Source organism: Martinezella lusitana, from assembly GCF_014207095.1.
Classification (GTDB): Bacteria; Pseudomonadota; Alphaproteobacteria; order Rhizobiales; family Rhizobiaceae; genus Rhizobium; species Rhizobium lusitanum_B.
Genome location: NZ_JACHBG010000017.1, coordinates 35,143 through 51,108 on the forward strand (window position 1 = coordinate 35,143; position 15,966 = coordinate 51,108).

Below are 15,966 nucleotides of genomic sequence, written 5' to 3' on the forward strand. Positions count from 1 at the left end.
TTGACTAACCCTTGACCGCGCCGGCCGTTAGACCCTGCACGAGATAGCGTTGGATGAGCAGGAAGAAGAGAGCGGCCGGAATGAGCGCCATGACGCCCGCTGCCATCATCTGCCCGAAGTCCACGGAGAATTTCGAGACGAAGGTAAGAAGCCCGACCGGGAAGGTTGCAGCCTGATTGCCGTTGATGAGCATCAGCGCGAAGAGCAATTCGCTCCATGCTGCCGTGAAGACGAAGCCGAGCGTCGCCGCGATGCCGGGCAGCGTCAGCGGCAGGATGATCTGCCGGAAGGCCGTGAACTGCGTCGCGCCGTCGATCATCGCGGCCTCTTCCAGATCCTTCGGAATGCCGTCGAAGAAGGACTGCATCAGGAAGGTGGCAAAAGGCACGTTGAAGGCAGTGTAGACGATGACGAGGCCGGTCAGGCTGTTCGTCAGGTGCAGGGGCGTCAGGATCTTGAAGATCGGCGCGACGAGCATGACAAGCGGAAACATCTGCGTCAGCAGCATCAGCGCCACGATCCAGTATTTGGCGCGGAAGTTGAAGCGCGAAAGCGCGTAACCCGACAAGGAAGCACAGATGGTGACCGTGATCGCCGTCGAGGCGGAGACGATCAGACTGTTCTTGAAGAAGGTGGGAAAGTCGCTGTGTTGCAGCACGAAGGAATAATGCTCCCACGTCGTGCGAGACGGCCACATACGAACACCCTCCGTATAGAGGAGGTCATTCGGCGTCACCGACACCTTGAGCAGCCAGAACAGCGGAAAGAGTGCGAAGACGACGTAGCAGAGGATCGCCAGCCGGTGTGCAATGGTAGGTATGATGGATCGTCTCATGGCTCAATCCTTCAGCAGGGTCTGCCGCAGCAGGATGATCAGCATGGAATAGGCAAGCAGCAGCACCAGCAGAACCAGGGCGATGGCCGAGGCGTAACCGAAATCCAGCCGCCTGAAGGCCTGCGTGAAGATGTAGCTGGCGACGATCTGCGTGCGGTCCGCGGGACCGCCGCCCGTCATGACGATGATCAGGTCGGCGAAGTTGGACACCCACACCGTGCGCAGGAGCACCGTGATGGCGATCGTCGGCGCAAGGAAGGGAAGGGTGATCGAGCGGAAGCGTTCGAACCAGCCGGCGCCGTCGATCGAGGCCGCTTCATAGAGATCGCGCGGGATCGCCTGAAGTGCGGCGAGCAGCGTAATCGCAAAGAAGGGAATTCCCCACCAGACATTAGCGACGATCGGCCCCCACATTGCATAATGCGGATCGGACAGGATGTTGCTCGGCTCGCTCATGAGGCCGATGGCGTAAAGCCAATGAGGAATTGGACCGATAACCGGGTTGAACAGCCAGGACCAATTGAGGCCGGCAAGGAAAGAAGGAACCGCCCAGGGCAGAAACACCAGTGCCTGCACCAACGAACGTCCGACGAAGGGCTTGTCCAGCAGCAGCGCAAGGGTCAGTCCAAAGATAAACTGCAGCGCAACCGAGGCACCCGTCCACCAGAGCGTGTTCTTCAACGCCCAGTAGAAGGCGGTATCCTTGGAAAGAGCGCGAAAGTGCTCCAGGCCGATGAAGCTGCCGGAAAACGGATTGAGCAACTGGATATCGCGAAAGGCATAGGAAATGCCGATCACCAGCGGCACCAACATCACGGCAATGATGAGGATGAGCGCAGGTGCGCTGTAGAGATAGGGTTCGGAGGCGTCGGCGAGGCGCTTCAGCCACGGCCTGCGGTCTTGCCGCCCGGCGAGCGTGTCGGCGATCGTAGTCATCTGCGATAGTTCCCGTTCGCGGCGTTCGAACGCCGTCTGTTTCAAGGGCAGGAGCGGCGGCGGATTGCTCCGCCGCCGCGCATGCTCATTATTTCTTGGTGAGGAATTTCTGCTGCGCCTTGGTCAGATAGTCTGCCCACTGGTCGGCGAGATCCTTGGCCGAGATATCGCCGAGCATCGCCTGCTGCGACGTCTTGATGGCGAGCGAATCCTTGAAGAAGGCGAATTCTTCGAGGTAGGTCGGCATGACGGTGGGAACGGTGTTCTTGTCGGCCAGCTCCTGGAACCAACCCTTGAACTGGTCGCCGGCGTAGAAGGGGTCCTTCTCCGCAGCCGTGTAGGCCGGCAGAGCACCGATCTTCTTGTTCCACGTCAGGTTGCCTTCAGGACCTTCGAGCGTCGCGATCAGCTTCCAGGAAAGATCCTTGTTCTGGCTGCTGGAGAACATCGACCAGCCACCATAGCCGATGGTCGGGAAGGACTTGCCGTCCGGTCCCTTCGGCAGCGGCGCTACGCCGAAATCGTCCTTGTTCATGCGTTCGGCGACGGCGATCAGCGCGTCCGGATCCTGGTCGAGGAAGGCGCAGGTGCCGGAGTAGAAGCCGGCGACGACTTCGTTGAAGCCCCAGTTGACGCTATCCTTAGGTGCATAGCCCTTCTTGTAGAGATCGACCATCCATTCGATGCCCTTGGCCCAGCCGGGGCTGTTCATCGTCGATGTGCCGTCGTCCTTGAAGTACTTGTTTTCGCCGGCCATGGAGGCAGCAAAGATCATCCAGCCGTTGAGGCCGCCCGGACCGCCGCGCATGCAGTAGCCGTACTTGCCAGGCAGCTTAGAGATGGCTTCGGATGCCTTGACGAATTCGTCCATCGTCTTCGGCGGTTCGGCGATGCCGGCGTCCTTGAGGATCTTCTTGTTGTAGAACATGGCGCGCAGATAGAAGCCGTAGGGCAGCATATAGGCGGTGTTCTTGACGTAGCGACCAAGCTCGAGCGCGCGCGGCGTCAGTTCCTTGGTGTGGTCCCACTTGGCAAGGTACGGTTCAAGGCTTTCGAGCATGCCGTTATTGCCGTAGAGCGATACCCAGGTGTCCGGCATTTCCATGACGTCCGGAATGTCACCGGCCGAAACCATGGTCGCGAACTTCTGGAATGCTTCGTTCCAAGGCAGGGAGATGATGTCGACCTTGGTGCCGGGGTTTTCGGCTTCGAACTTGGCGACGATCGACTTGAGCGTCTCGGTACGTTCGGGGCTCGTGATCACTTCCACGAGCTTCAATGTCGTGCCGGCAAAAGCGGTGCCGGCCATCATGGCGATAAAGAGTGCTGCTGTTATCAGTCTTTTCATGTTGTTCCCCTTTTAGGTTTTCCTCTCAGGTTGCTTCATTCACGAGGCGGCGGCGATTGCCTCCTCGAGTTCCTTCCAAAGGGCCTCGGTACCTTCGAGGCCGATATGGAGACGTACGGAGCGTGGATTGATGCCGAAGGTATGGGCCGAATTCGGCTGCGCCTTCTGCTGCAGAACGACTTCTCCCGGCACGATCAGGCTTTCATGACCACCCCAGCTGACGCCCAGCTTGAAGAGCTTCAGGCGATCGGCGAAGGCACGAACATCAACACCCTCGCGGAAGATGAACGAGAAAAGCCCGGAAGTGCCGTTGAGGCCGGCAGGCAGGCGGTTAGCGAGACCCGGATGGCAGACCTGCTCCACGACGTCGAGCTCCTGCAGGCGCTTGGCGATCGTCATCGCGGCAGCCTCATGCGCTTTCATGCGGATCGGCAACGTGCGCAGGCCGCGGATCAGCAACCATGCATCGAAGGGCGAGAGCTTGCCGCCGAGATAGGGATAGGCCTCGGCCTTCAGGCGGGCGATCATCTCCTTGGAGCCGGCGACGATGCCGGCGACCACGTCGCTATGACCGCCGAGATATTTCGAGGCGGAATGAATGACGAGATCGACGCCAAGCTTCAAAGGCTGCTGGAAATAGGGGGTAGCCCAGCTGTTGTCGATCATCGAGACGACGCCATGCTTCCTGGCAAGAGCCGCGAGCGCGCCGACATCATGCGCTTCCATGACCCAGCTCGTCGGGCTTTCCATGTAGAAGACCTTTGCGCCAGGAAGTGCCTTTGCGACGGCCTCCTCATCACGGCCGTCGACATAGGTCACCTCGACCTTCATGCGCTTGAGAACGGTGCCGAAGAGGCGGAAGGCGTCGGGATAGACGTGCTTGACTGCGACGATGCGATCGCCCGGCTCGACGAAGCTGAGCACCGCGGACGAAATCGCCGCCATGCCGCTGGCAAAGCCAAGCGCATCTTCAGCACCTTCGAGCTTGGCCAGCATTTCTTCGAACAGGCGCACCGTCGGGTTGAGGCCGCGGGTGTAGGTCGGCCGCACTTTCTCGCCGCGATAGGAGGCGATCATCTCGTCATAGCTGGAGAAGGTGAACAGCGATGTCTGGAAGATCGGCGGCACCACGGCATCGGCGAAATTGCCGTCGTCATGGGCTGTGATGAGGGATGCAAGTTCGAATGGCTCTAGCCCGTCAGTCATTTGGACATTTCCTTGATGTCTTCCTCGACCACGTCGAGAATTTTCAGTGTTTCGGCGCGCGCTGCCTCGGGATCCTGATCGGCGATGGCGTTGAACAGCGTGCGGTGGAATGGGAATGACCGGCGGGCAAAATCCTCGCGGTCGAAAGGGTGGTCCCAGAAGCGCTCGAAGGTTTCGCGCATCTGTTCCAGAAGTTGCCTGAACAAGGGATTGTGCGTGGCATCGTAGACTGCCAGGTGAAATGCCAGGTCTTCCGGCCCTGACGTACCCTTGGCGATATGAACGCGCTCCATCTCGTTGAGCTTCTGCTCAATGATGACGAGGTCTTCGTCGGTGCGTTTTCGGGCTGCGACCATGCCGGCTTCGCACTCAATACCGCGACGAACTTCCAGCGTCTGCAGCAACGCATCACGCAGATGCGGCGGATCGAGCGACAGTGGCATATGGATGGTCGCCTTGGAAACGGGCTTCAACAGGTAGGTGCCGCTGCCCTTGCGCGATTCCATGACGCCCAATGCCTGGAAATAGGTGATCACTTCCCGGATCGTCGAGCGCCCGACGGAAAGCGCTGTCATCAGTTCGCGTTCGGTCGGCAGCCTGTCGCCAGCCTGCAGCTTCGACGACTCGATGAAGCTCGACAGCGCGTCGATGACTTGCTGTGTCCGGTCGATGGAAGGAAGAGGTGTCAGCATGGCCTTTGTCATGGATGATAAATTGGTCTGACATCTGCCATCAGGTCAATCCCTTTTTTTGAATAGTAGGATTTTTCTGTGGCCGATCTCGCCGTCTCCATGATCTCAGGAGTCTGAGGAAATCCAGCGAGGGCGTCCGTCGGTCTTCAAGACAGAGGACGGCGCTGATAAAAGGGGCGCAACATGAGTCCCGGATTGGTAGAGAATGGCTGCGCGAGATCGATATTCACGGAAACTGGAATGTGCAAAGTGTGGCCATACTGGCTTTGCCGAGGTTTCGGAGACCGATAATCGCCGCGCGCCCAGTCGCGACTTCAAGATCGATGAGATGCCCCGCGGCTTTTCCACCGAGCGGCCGTCGCCCGATCCGCGCAAGCACATGATGAAGTGCCGCTGCGGATCAGTGTTCCGGTTTGAGCAGGATACGGTCTATGCGCCCGGCGGCGAGCCGCGCCGATAGCGGGCAGTATGCCAAAAAGAAAAAAGCCTCGCACAGGCGAGGCTAAGCTTGTGCCGCTCCGGGGAAATCGGAAGCGACGCGGCGTGGTTTAGTCGCGACTATTCAATCCGACTAGGTCAGTTTTGGCGATTACGGTACGCTTGATCAAAAAAGCTCGGGACCTTGCCAACTCACCGACCTGCAAGAATCCCGCCATAATTGCGCGATGTGGAAAAATCCCCTTGAGGATGTGTTGCTATTGGAGACAAAGCCATCCTGGCGTGTATCTGTGTTCAGCTACCGTTCATTTTGGCGAGAGCAAAAGGCATTTGCCGCAACGCCTTGCGGTGGTCGAGACTCGGCTTCCGACCGGCTTGCCGGTCCGGTCGCCGGGTCTCGCAGATACTGAAAAGTTTGGATATTCGCATGCGACTGCTTCTCGCCTTCATCGACTGGATCCGTGGTCGCCGTCAACGCCGGCTTGAGGGGGAGACGACCCAATATTCGGCCGACGATCCATGGGTCTTGCAGCAGATCGAAAAATTCGAGCGAGAGTTGAAGCGATAGCGCTGCGACGCTCCGATTACTGACACCCCGGTTGGGTCTTCATCTGTCTATGGCTTGCTCTGTCGTGCCCGCCGCAGGTGGTTGTAGACGGTCGCCCGCGAAATGCCGAGCAATCGGGCGAGGTAAGGGACCAGGTTGCGGATGGAAAAATAACCTTCCTGTTCCAGCCTCTCGATCAGGGCAGCGTGATCTTCCTTTGCAAGGGCGGAGGCCGCAAGCCCCCGTTCGCCGAGAAAGTCCGCAATCGCGGTATTGACGGTTTCTTGCCAGTCCGCATTGAACAGAGCGGTTGGCTGCGTGCCGGCCCCCTGAAAAGCCGCGAGCAACGTTAGTGCGTCGCGAGCAGCCTCGATCGGCGCGAGGTCGAAATTGATGCATAGCAAGCCAAATGTCTCGCCGCCGCTGTTTCGCAGCACAGCCGTAATCGATTTGAGCTGCCGCCCGTCGAAGTTTGTCTTTGGATAGGGGCCAATGACATCGGTGCCAAGCTCCCCGATATCCTTCAATTCCGCGAGCGACGAGCCGCCGACATCGCGCCTGGATATATTGTTGGCGATATAGGCAATCGTCTGCGTTCGCAGATCGTGAATGACGACTTCCGCATGCGGCTTGAGCAGGGTCGCAACAGCCTCGGCGATGGGAACGAATTGCAGCACGTCGCCCTCGATCGGCTTTGCTCTTCTCGGCGCATCAGTCTTTCTCGGCATGACGTCCTTTCCATCCCTATGTTTACAATAAGTCTATATTTGACAATTTGTCAACGCGACACTAATGTTCTGCCAACAAACGCCAGCGCGAACGTGTATAAGTTACTGTGGAGAAATACCCCATGCCGGTCCTTCCAGATTTCAAGCTCGAAACCTATTTCTCGAAGTGGGAGTTCAGAGCGCGCTATCATATGACCGCGTCGGACGCGCAGAGCATGACGATGGCTGAGTTGCTTGGCATGGCGACTACCGAAAAGCGGCAAGCTCACGAGAATCTGTGGCTTGGATACACAGAGACCTTCGGTGGTCCGGAACTGCGCGATACTATCGCTGGCCTTTACGAAACAATGCGCCGGGCGGACATTCTCTGCTTCGCGGGCGCGGAGGAAGGCATCTACATCGCAATGCACGCGCTCCTCGACAAGAGCGACCATGCGATCGTCGTAACGCCCAACTACCAGTCGTCCGAAACGATCCCACTCAGCATTTGTGACGTTTCCGCCGTAGCGCTTAATCCGGAAGACGGCTGGTCGCTCGATATCGATGCGGTCCAAGCGGCGATCCGACCCAGTACCAAGCTGATCTCGATCAACTTCCCGCACAACCCCACAGGCAAGGTGCTTGAGCGGGAAAGATTCGACGCGCTGGTGGAGATCTGCCGTCGCCATGGCATCTGGTTATTCAGTGACGAGGTCTATCGGGGACTAACCGTCGAAGGCCGAGACATATTGCCCGCTGCTGCTGATGTCTATGAACGGGGTCTGTCGCTGGGTGTCATGTCGAAAGCCTATGGCTTGCCGGGGCTGCGCATCGGCTGGCTCGCCTGCCGCGATCACGAGGTGCTTTCGAAAATGGAGCGGATGAAGCACTACCTCTCCATCTGCAACTCCGGCCCGAGCGAAAGCCTGGCGCAGATTGCACTGCTCAATGCCGAGAGGATCCTTGAGCGCAACAATAAGCTCATCGCCTCCAACTTGGTCAAGCTCAAGTCCTTCTTCGCCGAATTCGAACACCTCTTCGACTGGTACACGCCCGATGGTGGTTGCGTCGGCTATCCGCGTTATAGAGGTGAGGATGGTGTCGAGAGCTTTGCCCAGGACCTTGTTGAGCAGTCCGGGGTGCTGCTTTTGCCTGCCAGCCTTTATCGGTCCGATCTCAACGTGACACCCACCGATCGCTTTCGCATAGGCTTTGGCCGCGCCAACATCGATGAAGGCATCGCGGCCATGCGTTCTTATTTGCTGCGCAATCGCTCTTGAGCACTGGCCGTTGGAAACAAAGACAGAACGGATGGCGCAAATCAGCCGCCGGTACTAGAATGTCGTCATCGAAAATCGAGAGTGACGATAGTGGCGCAAAGAGCTGGCAAAGCTGACCTTCCGTTGCATGGCGGCCGTGTGCCGCGCTGGCTCGGCGATCGGATGACGCGGTTGGGCGCCGTGATCACCGAGGCGATCGTCCAGCATTATGGGCGCGACGAGCTGTTTCGCCGGCTGGCCAATCCATTCTGGTTCCAGTCCTTCGGCGCCGTCATGGGCATGGACTGGCATTCTTCCGGCATTACCACGAGTGTGCTTGGCGCTTTGAAGCGCGGCCTCACGCCGCTTTCAAGCGAGCTCGGCATCCATGTTTGCGGCGGGCGTGGTGCGCATTCGCGCAAGACCCCGGAAGAGCTGCTCCATATCGGCGACCGGGTCGGTATCGATGGCTCTTCGCTTGCGAACACCAGTCGGCTCATCGCAAAAGTGGACAGCGCAGCCGTCCAGGATGGCTTCGATCTCTACCTGCATGGCTTTATCGTCGCTGATGACGGCAAATGGGTTGTCATCCAGCAGGGCATGAATGGCGATCGCCGGCAGGCAAGGCGATATCATTGGCTGTCCGAGGGGCTGGGCAGTTTTCTCGATTCCCCACATGCCGCCATCGAGGGACGGGATCAGGGTGAGATCATCAATCTGGCCGATCGGCGCGCCGACTGCTCCCGCGATCGGCAACTGGATTTGCTTGCGTCACTTGGTCCGGATAAAATTATTCGTGAATTCAAAGTATTGGATGGAAAAACTCTAGTAAATTACGAGCAGGATGTTCAGCCGCTGCTGCCATATCTCATCATGCCCGAGCATCACGATGTGCGCGAGGAAGACGCGAACATGCGGCGACTGCATGGAAACCTCGCAGCGGCGGCCGATCGTGGTCCGGTGGATTTCGAAGATCTGCTTTTGACCCCGGGCGTCGGCGCGCGAACGGTAAGGGCATTGGCGATGGTCGCTGAGGTCGTGCACGGTGCTCCCTGCCGTTTTTCCGATCCGGCGCGTTTCTCGCTGGCGCATGGCGGCAAGGATAGGCATCCCTTTCCGGTGCCGTTGAAGGTCTATGACGAAACGATCAGCGTAATGAAATCCGCCGTCAGGAGGGGGCGGCTTGGCCGCGATGAGGAGCTGGCGGCGCTAAGGCGCCTGGACGATCAATCGAGAGCGCTGGAGCGCTATGTCACCGGCCCGGACTTGAAGGAGATCGTTGCCGGCGAGTTCGAGCGATCCTTCTCCTATGGTGGCCGCAGCGTCTTTGGCTGGGAGCCTGCCCCGGACTCGGAAGATACCGATCCAGCGGACAAAGTTCGCGTTTCGGGGGGCTAGTTTGCGAAGCTGAAATTCAGGGGCGATTTGGCGAGCGCGACACCGCGGCGGCGTTCGGATTCGTTAATGGACGTAGTTAATTTTTTAACAATTGAGCTGATACTGCTGGAACAGACCATAGATTCGAGAGTTTCCGTGCAAAGGCGGAGGACCAGTGATGAATTTGAAGATCGTTACCGCGCAGTCAGAAGTCGAAACCGATGATACCGGAACCTATCCGGACGGACTGATGGAGCGCATCCTTGTCGACCTGTCGGCAAGTTACGAGCAACAGCACCGCCGGTCCCACGAGCGGGACTACGGCACGCGCAAGATGAGCAGACCCATCCCGGCGGGCTTGGTGTAACTCCCGGCACTTTTCCTGAAAATGCCCCAAGCGGCGCTCAAATGTAGAGTGGTGCCATCTTGCGCCACGCGCCAGCCCTGTGAGCGCGGCCATCCCAGACGTGCAGGCGATGGTCGACGCCTTTGTCGGCAAGAAGCCGGCTTAGATGGCGATTGTTGTCGATAAAGGGATCAGCGTCGCCGATCGTCAGTACAATATCGACCTGCCGTAGCCTTTCGAGCTGCCACTCGCAGGCTAGCCCCGGCAGAAAGTGCGTCGGCATGTGGAAATATATGTCGTCGTCATAATAGCCATCGAACAGATCCACGAAGGATTCGACCCGCATCGTCAGATCGTAACGTCCTGAGAAGGCGACGAGCTTGCGAAAGAGATGGGGGTGACGGAACACGAGGCTGGCCGCCTGGAAAGCGCCAAGGCTGCAGCCGTGGACGATCGTGCATTCATGAGAATTTTTCTGCGCCATCAGCGGCAAAACTTCATTGAGGATGTATTCCTCAAAAGCCCTGTGTCGACGGATGCGCTCCGATGGGTGTCGGCCGGAACCATAGAAAGTTTCGCCGGCTAGTCCCTCGATACAGTAAAGTTGAAGCTGCCCTGCGTTCAATTTCTCTGCGAGGCTGGCGACAAGCCCCATCTGCTCATACTGCCAGAACCGTCCGTCCCTCGTAGGGAACATCAATACCTTGGCGCCGGCATGGCCGAACACCAGAAGCTCCATGTCTCGTTCCAGTCGTTGACTGTACCAGCGCAGGTATTCGCGGTTCATGGCACCTTGAAAAAATGTCCTACCTTGTCTCGCAGAATTGCGTTCTGCTCGTTCATGCCATCGTATTCGAAATGGCCCGCATCCAGGATGAATATTTCGTTAAACTTCTGCGTCGCATTTGCGACGGCGAACTGGCAGGGTGGCGCAACGGCCGGATCGAAAAGGGCGGGCGCAATCAGCATCGGGACCCTGATCCGGCTTGCGGCAATCGCAGCATCGAAGAAGCGAAGGGTTTCAAACACGCTCCCGTGCTCTTGCTGATAGGCCTGCACCGACTGCGCGCTGCCAACGGCCGGCAAAGTCAACCATAGCGATCGATGCCCGAAAGTCGGAACCACGAGATGGCCGCGGTCGATACGGGTATCGAAAGGAATCGCAAGAGCGCCGAGGCCGCCGCCGAAGCTGATGCCGCTATAGCCGATGTTGCTTGCGATCCACGGATAGAGCGTCTCCAGCGTTGAAACCGCAAGCCAGAGATCCTCGACGCAACCGCCGATGACATAGGTGTCGCGGCTCTCGATGCCGCAAAGCACATGGCCAGAGGCATCCGCCGGAATTTGCGGGCATGCGCTGAGAGACAGGCCACGGGAACAGGGAAACAGCACCGCCGTCTCTTCGAGCGGCAGGTCAAAGTCCGGCTGCTCCCTTCCACCATAGCCGTGCCCTACGACCAATCCTCGACGCACCTGCCCGTGGCGGGGAAGGAGAAGCCAGCCGTTGATCTGAAACGAGTTGGTCGACATGTAGCTGATGTCGAAGACACGCCAGCGATCAGCGTGCAGCTTGCTATGGCGAAGTCTCGGTTGCGGGTCGACGGCAAGCGCACGCTTGTATCGCTTACGCCAGAAGTCGTCGAAGCCCACGGGCGCATCCGGCAGCTCGATGGACTGCAGTTGCTCCAGATGCATGCCATAGGTCGGATCGAAAGCGAAGGGATAGATTGTCGGTATCGTCATCACGGAGTTTTCGCGCGAAAGCGCTGATGGCGCAAGGCTGATGGCTAGAGCGCTGGCCTATCGATGCGATAGAGCACATGCGGCCGCAGGATATTTCCGGGCGGCACAGTGACGTCATCGAAGTCAGCGCGTTCGACGCGAGACATCCCGATCTTCTCCATCGCCTGCCGTGAGGGAAGATTGATCTCCGAGGTATAGCCGATGACGCATTCGGCTCCCAGCCGCCGCCAGGCAAAGTCGAGACAGCAGCGGCTGATTTCTGTGGCATAACCCTGCCGCCAGTAGGCTCGCCCAAGAATCCAGCCGATTTCCAGCGGAAAATCGCCCGGAACCTCCGCTCCCGGACGCGACAGACCTGCACCGCCGATCAAGGCGCCGTCAGCCTTGCGCTCGACCGCGAGGAAGCCAAAGCCGTCCCGAGACAACCGCTCATTGGCGTCATCGATCAGTTCATCCGTTTCAGCGGATGTGAGCAGGCGCGGATAGTAATAGCGCCGTACCTCCTCATCCGCGTTGATAGCGGCAAATGGCACGCGATCTCGATCCTGCCAGGGCCTGAGGACAAGTCGGGAGGTTTCCAGATTGAGCATGGTACTTCCTGCGGCAGAATAGTCGACGCTCGTCTTGTTCATCCGGCGGCCGAACGGTTTTGCCGCATTTCCTTCCATGAAACCGTGAGGAAGTCCACTATTGCGTGTAACCGGATTCACTCTGCAATATCTCGAAATTTACCTCCCAAACCCGGCGACCTTCAACGAAAAGATGAAGGGGATAGGGCTGCTTTCTTGCGCTCCGAGGTCGCCCCGGTGCCTCTCTTGGAGTATAGTGGGCAGATGATCAGGATCTTAGTCGCACTCGCTGGACTATCGATTGCAGGCGTCGCGCTGGCGGGGCAGGGGCAGGTCATTCAGGTTGGCGACAAGGTCCGGGATTGCTCGAACGCTGCCGATGAGGTCCTGTCGAAAACAAAAGGGCGTCTGCTATCCGTCAAGCCCCGCGAGAATCGCTGCATCATCACCGTAATCGTACCGCATGGCGAACAACGGCCGGAAAAGGTCGTCGTTCGTGTTGACTACATCGATGCCGACAACAACACCGAGAATAGCCAGTAGCTGCGTGTCACAAAGGGACCGTGTGAAAATGGGCGAAATTATCCAGTTCAAGCCCACAGCGAGATTCAGCAAGCCGCTTGAGCGGCAAGCCGGAATGGAGAGGGAGCTGCTGCTTCCCTTCTCGAAGGCGCAAGCAGCAGCGAAGCGCGCCCCTCGCATCGATCCAGACAGGCCGGCAACGGCAAGCGTTCCATCCAAGGCCAGTCTCCCACTCCGTGGTATCGCCATCGTCATAGGCGGTGTCCTTGTCTACGCGCTGATGATTTCGCATGTCGTCGGTCAGCCGCATTATTCGGCTCGCGCAAACCTCATGCCCGCGGTTCTCGTCGAGAACTGATCGTCGGGAGCACTATCCCGCCATTGGGTGCCTGCGTGCCGCGCTTCGTCACTATCCAGGCGGATTAGCTGACGCAATTCCGGCGTTTTTCCTGCCTATGCGCCCCGCTTTGCCGCAGCAATTGTCCCGGCAAGCTGATGATCCACGCGTGAGAAATATTTAAGCCTGTTCGTTAAGTGAAGATTCGACAGAATCTGGTGTAGTCTCCCTCAGGCAATTGTTTGTGGAGAGCATTCCTTGTCGCGGCTTAGAATACAACAGCTGCAATGGATCGGAGCCATAGCTGTTATCATGGTTTGCTTGATGATGGCCGGCTCGACAATTGCCTTCAGCCTATCGGACTATCTCAACTACAAGCGTGGCGTTGCGGAATTCAATCGGTTCCATGTTGCGTTGCATGCCGCGGCCGCAATTTCCAGGGAGCGTGGCCCCGCGAATAGTCTCATGGGGGCGCCGGAAGAGCAGCAGCCGCAATTCATCGCTGCCTTGAGAAATAGCAGGCAGGAAACGGACCGCGACATTGCCAGCATCGAGACGCATTTCCGGACGGAAATCGACGGGTCTGCGGAGATGCGCAATGCCTTTATTGCCCTCAAATCGCAGCTGCAGACCGGCCGAAGCGCCGTAGATGCGGTCGCCGCTACCCCATATCATGAGCGCAGCGGTGCAAGAATAGCCGAGGCAATCCGGGCGATGTTCCGCGCGGCCGATCGCGCTCAGGATTACCGCGACATCGCCGGGCGATCGATCATTGCGCTGGCACCCGAAACCAGCGCCGAGGTGATACTGACGTCCCTCGCCGGGACGCTCAGGGAGCGAGCCGGTAGAGTTGGGTCCTATGTCGTGATGATGGCGACTTCGCAGGGAGACGCGCGCCGGAACTATCGCGAGGCATTCGACGGGGAGCTAAACCGGCTCCAGGAGGTGAATGCGATCCTGAAGACCTACACGCCAATCGCTCTGCAGTCTCCGGCCATCGCTCTCCTGCTGGATCGAGTGACGGTAAACTACTTCTCCGGATCCTTGCTCTATGCGCAGCGGGTCGCTTTCGAGCTGAATAACGGCAACCCACCGTCTCCGGCCGAATTCAGCGAAAAATATGTTCCAGGACTGACCTCGACCGAGAAGTTGCGCGAGGAAATCGAAAACAGTGCGCTGAGTTCCCTTGAAGCGATGCGGCGGAAAGCCTTCAATACGATGCTGGTCTCGATCCTGCTCGCTGGCACGGCAATATCTGTGATGCTCGGTCTGGTCTACGTGCTTGGGCGATCCATTTTCCGCCCGATGCTTGCGGCCATACGGCAGATTGACGATATCGCCGCCGGCAATCTTCTCCAGCCGCCGCCCATGCGCCATGCGGGAAGAGAGGCGCGCGAGATGTTCCAGCGGCTCGACCTGTTGCGTGAGCAACAGCGTCTCAAGCGACATCTGGAGATGGAGCGCAAGTCGATGACGGAGGAGCTGAGGCGACTGTCGCAGACGGACGCGCTGACAGGCCTTCTCAATCGACGCGCGCTTGGGGAGGCTATGGGTGAGCTGCTCACCGCTCCCCGAGCCAACCTCGACGGAGTTGCCGTCATCATGTTTGATATCGACCACTTCAAGCAGATCAACGATCGCCATGGCCATGGCCTCGGCGATCTGGTTCTACAGAGAACGGCGCAGATTTTGAGCCCCTATCTGCGCGAGCAGGACTTGTTTGCGCGCTACGGCGGTGAGGAGTTTCTGATCGTACTGGTTGATGTGACGGAATCCTTTGCGCATGCGACCGCTCAGCGGCTGTGCGACACCCTTTCGCAGGCCGTTATCAGTGACGAGCACAAGCTGACGGCCACTGCCAGCTTTGGGGTCGACTGGCGATCGCAGCATGCGATCGAGCATTGGGAGGAACTGGCCGCGGTGGCTGATCGGCGCCTCTATCAAGCCAAGCGAAACGGCCGCAACATGGTTTGCTTCTCTGATATGCCGGAGGATAAGGCTGTCATATCCATTGCAAAGACCAAGCCGGGTGGCGCCGGCGTGGCCTGAAGAAGCATCCGTTTCGGCAAGGCCTGTCACGTGCGATCGACAATCTAAAATGCAGAGAGCGAGACTGAAAGATCGTGATGCGGTCTAATAGGTGAGTGTAACGACGACTGTGTCGACATAGCTGCCTGGCGACGGTGTCGTTTGTGGCGGCACCCGACCATAGACCGTCAAGAGTTGCGCCGTTCCGTTTCCGGTTCCAGCCACGGTGCTGCCGGGTGTGTTGGCATCGCCCCATGGCTGCGAGCGGCTCGAATCCTTATAGAGGCCATAGGTGACGTTCTCCGTGCCCTTGGACATTTTTCGCGCCGTCGGCGCGGCGTTGGCCACGCCGCCGTTCAAAGAGATCGTGTAGGTCGTGCCGGGCGTGCAAGTTGCCGTGACTGAGCCGGTCGCATCGACATTGCCGCTCAGCACGCCTTGGGTGCCGAAGTTGATGTTCTGGACACTCACCAGGCAATTGGCGGCAACGCTCGCACTCACGGCAAACGTAGCGGTTCCAACCGAGCCGGAAGGAGAGTCGCAGGTGGTGGCACTGCTATAGCTGTAATAGAAGGCCGTGTCGGCGCTCGAGAAGTTCGAGGTAAAGGCGCCTGTTGCCGCAGTAGGTTGAGAGCCGAGGACAGCGCCATACATGGTCATGCTGCCGGTTGCGGCGCTCAGCAGGCCTCCGAGCAAGGTCATGGTCATCGCAAAGGCGGGCGCTCGTGACGGGTAGGCCCAGGTGCTTGATCCCCACACCACGCTCATGCCGCTGTCGGAATAGATTTGATAGTTCAACGGGTTGATCCCGTTCAGCATTTGGCGTGCTGTTGCAGAGGAGGCGCCACCGCTGCCCGGGCCGAGATTGGGGCAGATCAGGATACGTCTCCCGCCGTCGAGCAGGCCTCCCGTGCAACTGATGTTCAGCGTCGCCGTTGTGGTTACAGGGTTGCCGGAAAGGCTGTCGACTGCCCCGAAATTCATATTGGTGACGGTGAAATTGCAGCTCTGCGCGAAGGCGAGCGCCGGCAGCAGGAGAGCAAGCAGAAAGACGATCGAGCGGAACATCTTTCAAC

At 58.7% G+C, this 15,966-nt stretch carries 18 protein-coding genes; 8 read left to right on the forward strand and 10 right to left on the reverse strand.

The genetic code is table 11. The features are described from left to right. Nucleotides 1–4 precede the first annotated feature (4 nt). The 5 genes from GGD46_RS25165 to GGD46_RS25185 all read right to left on the reverse strand — a co-directional run bounded on the left by GGD46_RS25165 (nt 5) and on the right by GGD46_RS25185 (nt 5,017). Nucleotides 5–835 carry a carbohydrate ABC transporter permease gene (locus GGD46_RS25165; RefSeq protein ID WP_184709137.1) on the reverse strand — a complete coding sequence of 277 codons (831 nt, stop codon included), beginning with the start codon at nt 833–835 and terminating at the stop codon, nt 5–7. A 3-nt stretch (nt 836–838) separates the two neighbouring features. Next, nucleotides 839–1,771 carry a carbohydrate ABC transporter permease gene (locus GGD46_RS25170; protein ID WP_184709139.1) on the reverse strand — a complete coding sequence of 311 codons (933 nt, stop codon included), beginning with the start codon at nt 1,769–1,771 and terminating at the stop codon, nt 839–841. Nucleotides 1,772–1,859: 88 nt separating this feature from the next. Next, entirely contained in the window at nt 1,860–3,119 is a 1,260-nt protein-coding gene (locus GGD46_RS25175; RefSeq protein WP_184709141.1) for a sugar ABC transporter substrate-binding protein, read from the reverse strand. Between the two features lie 39 nt (nt 3,120–3,158). After that, nucleotides 3,159–4,325 carry a PLP-dependent transferase gene (locus GGD46_RS25180; protein ID WP_184709144.1) on the reverse strand — a complete coding sequence of 389 codons (1,167 nt, stop codon included), beginning with the start codon at nt 4,323–4,325 and terminating at the stop codon, nt 3,159–3,161. After that, complete coding sequence (locus tag GGD46_RS25185; protein WP_246806471.1) at nt 4,322–5,017, reverse strand: FadR/GntR family transcriptional regulator; 696 nt, start codon at nt 5,015–5,017, stop codon at nt 4,322–4,324. Before GGD46_RS25185 ends, GGD46_RS25180 begins: the two co-directional genes overlap by 4 nt. 205 nt (nt 5,018–5,222) lie before the next feature. On the opposite strand from GGD46_RS25185, the gene GGD46_RS34555 reads away from it, so the two are divergent. Together GGD46_RS34555 and GGD46_RS25190 are read left to right on the forward strand one after the other, a co-directional pair. Continuing rightward, the gene (locus tag GGD46_RS34555) at nt 5,223–5,477 is read left to right on the forward strand and encodes a hypothetical protein (protein ID WP_409527712.1); all 255 of its coding nucleotides are present in this window, start codon (nt 5,223–5,225) and stop codon (nt 5,475–5,477) included. Nucleotides 5,478–5,882: 405 nt separating this feature from the next. After that, nucleotides 5,883–6,023: a hypothetical protein gene (locus tag GGD46_RS25190; protein WP_184709148.1), complete on the forward strand. Its 141-nt coding sequence runs from the start codon at nt 5,883–5,885 to the stop codon at nt 6,021–6,023. 47 nt (nt 6,024–6,070) lie between these two features. Here the strand turns inward: GGD46_RS25190 and GGD46_RS25195 are convergent, their stop codons facing one another. Further along, complete coding sequence (locus tag GGD46_RS25195; protein WP_184709150.1) at nt 6,071–6,730, reverse strand: transcriptional regulator; 660 nt, start codon at nt 6,728–6,730, stop codon at nt 6,071–6,073. A gap of 122 nt (nt 6,731–6,852) precedes the next feature. Between GGD46_RS25195 and GGD46_RS25200 the strand changes: the two genes are divergently transcribed. The 3 genes from GGD46_RS25200 to GGD46_RS25210 all read left to right on the forward strand — a co-directional run bounded on the left by GGD46_RS25200 (nt 6,853) and on the right by GGD46_RS25210 (nt 9,712). Next, a complete protein-coding gene (locus GGD46_RS25200) occupies nt 6,853–7,989 on the forward strand; it encodes an aminotransferase class I/II-fold pyridoxal phosphate-dependent enzyme (RefSeq protein WP_184709152.1) in 1,137 nt (378 codons plus the stop codon). 90 nt (nt 7,990–8,079) lie between these two features. Continuing rightward, the gene (locus tag GGD46_RS25205; RefSeq protein ID WP_184709153.1) at nt 8,080–9,366 is read left to right on the forward strand and encodes a DUF763 domain-containing protein; all 1,287 of its coding nucleotides are present in this window, start codon (nt 8,080–8,082) and stop codon (nt 9,364–9,366) included. A gap of 157 nt (nt 9,367–9,523) precedes the next feature. After that, nucleotides 9,524–9,712, forward strand: a complete 189-nt coding sequence (locus tag GGD46_RS25210) for a hypothetical protein (RefSeq protein WP_184709284.1) — start codon at nt 9,524–9,526, stop codon at nt 9,710–9,712. 37 nt (nt 9,713–9,749) lie between these two features. Here the strand turns inward: GGD46_RS25210 and GGD46_RS25215 are convergent, their stop codons facing one another. The 3 genes from GGD46_RS25215 to GGD46_RS25225 are packed head-to-tail and all read right to left on the reverse strand — an operon-like array spanning nt 9,750 to nt 12,024. Continuing rightward, nucleotides 9,750–10,478: an esterase family protein gene (locus GGD46_RS25215; RefSeq protein ID WP_184709155.1), complete on the reverse strand. Its 729-nt coding sequence runs from the start codon at nt 10,476–10,478 to the stop codon at nt 9,750–9,752. Continuing rightward, nucleotides 10,475–11,434 (reverse strand): acetylxylan esterase, encoded by a 960-nt coding sequence (locus tag GGD46_RS25220; RefSeq protein WP_184709157.1) that lies wholly within the window; start codon nt 11,432–11,434, stop codon nt 10,475–10,477. The genes GGD46_RS25215 and GGD46_RS25220 overlap by 4 nt, the downstream gene beginning before the upstream one ends. Nucleotides 11,435–11,478: 44 nt before the next feature. Then, nucleotides 11,479–12,024, reverse strand: a complete 546-nt coding sequence (locus GGD46_RS25225) for a GNAT family N-acetyltransferase (protein ID WP_184709159.1) — start codon at nt 12,022–12,024, stop codon at nt 11,479–11,481. Between the two features lie 243 nt (nt 12,025–12,267). Here GGD46_RS25225 and GGD46_RS25230 point away from each other — a divergent pair, with 243 nt between their 5' ends. From GGD46_RS25230 to GGD46_RS25240, 3 genes are all read left to right on the forward strand, one after another. Beyond that, complete coding sequence (locus GGD46_RS25230; RefSeq protein WP_184709161.1) at nt 12,268–12,546, forward strand: hypothetical protein; 279 nt, start codon at nt 12,268–12,270, stop codon at nt 12,544–12,546. A 28-nt stretch (nt 12,547–12,574) separates the two neighbouring features. Further along, on the forward strand, nt 12,575–12,883 hold the full coding sequence (locus GGD46_RS25235; RefSeq protein WP_184709163.1) for a hypothetical protein: 309 nt from the start codon (nt 12,575–12,577) through the stop codon (nt 12,881–12,883). 237 nt (nt 12,884–13,120) lie between these two features. Next, nucleotides 13,121–14,911 (forward strand): GGDEF domain-containing protein, encoded by a 1,791-nt coding sequence (locus GGD46_RS25240; protein WP_184709166.1) that lies wholly within the window; start codon nt 13,121–13,123, stop codon nt 14,909–14,911. A gap of 84 nt (nt 14,912–14,995) precedes the next feature. Here the strand turns inward: GGD46_RS25240 and GGD46_RS25245 are convergent, their stop codons facing one another. Continuing rightward, nucleotides 14,996–15,958, reverse strand: coding sequence for a spore coat protein U domain-containing protein (locus GGD46_RS25245; protein WP_184709169.1), 963 nt, complete (start codon nt 15,956–15,958; stop codon nt 14,996–14,998). Nucleotides 15,959–15,966: the final 8 nt, after the last annotated feature.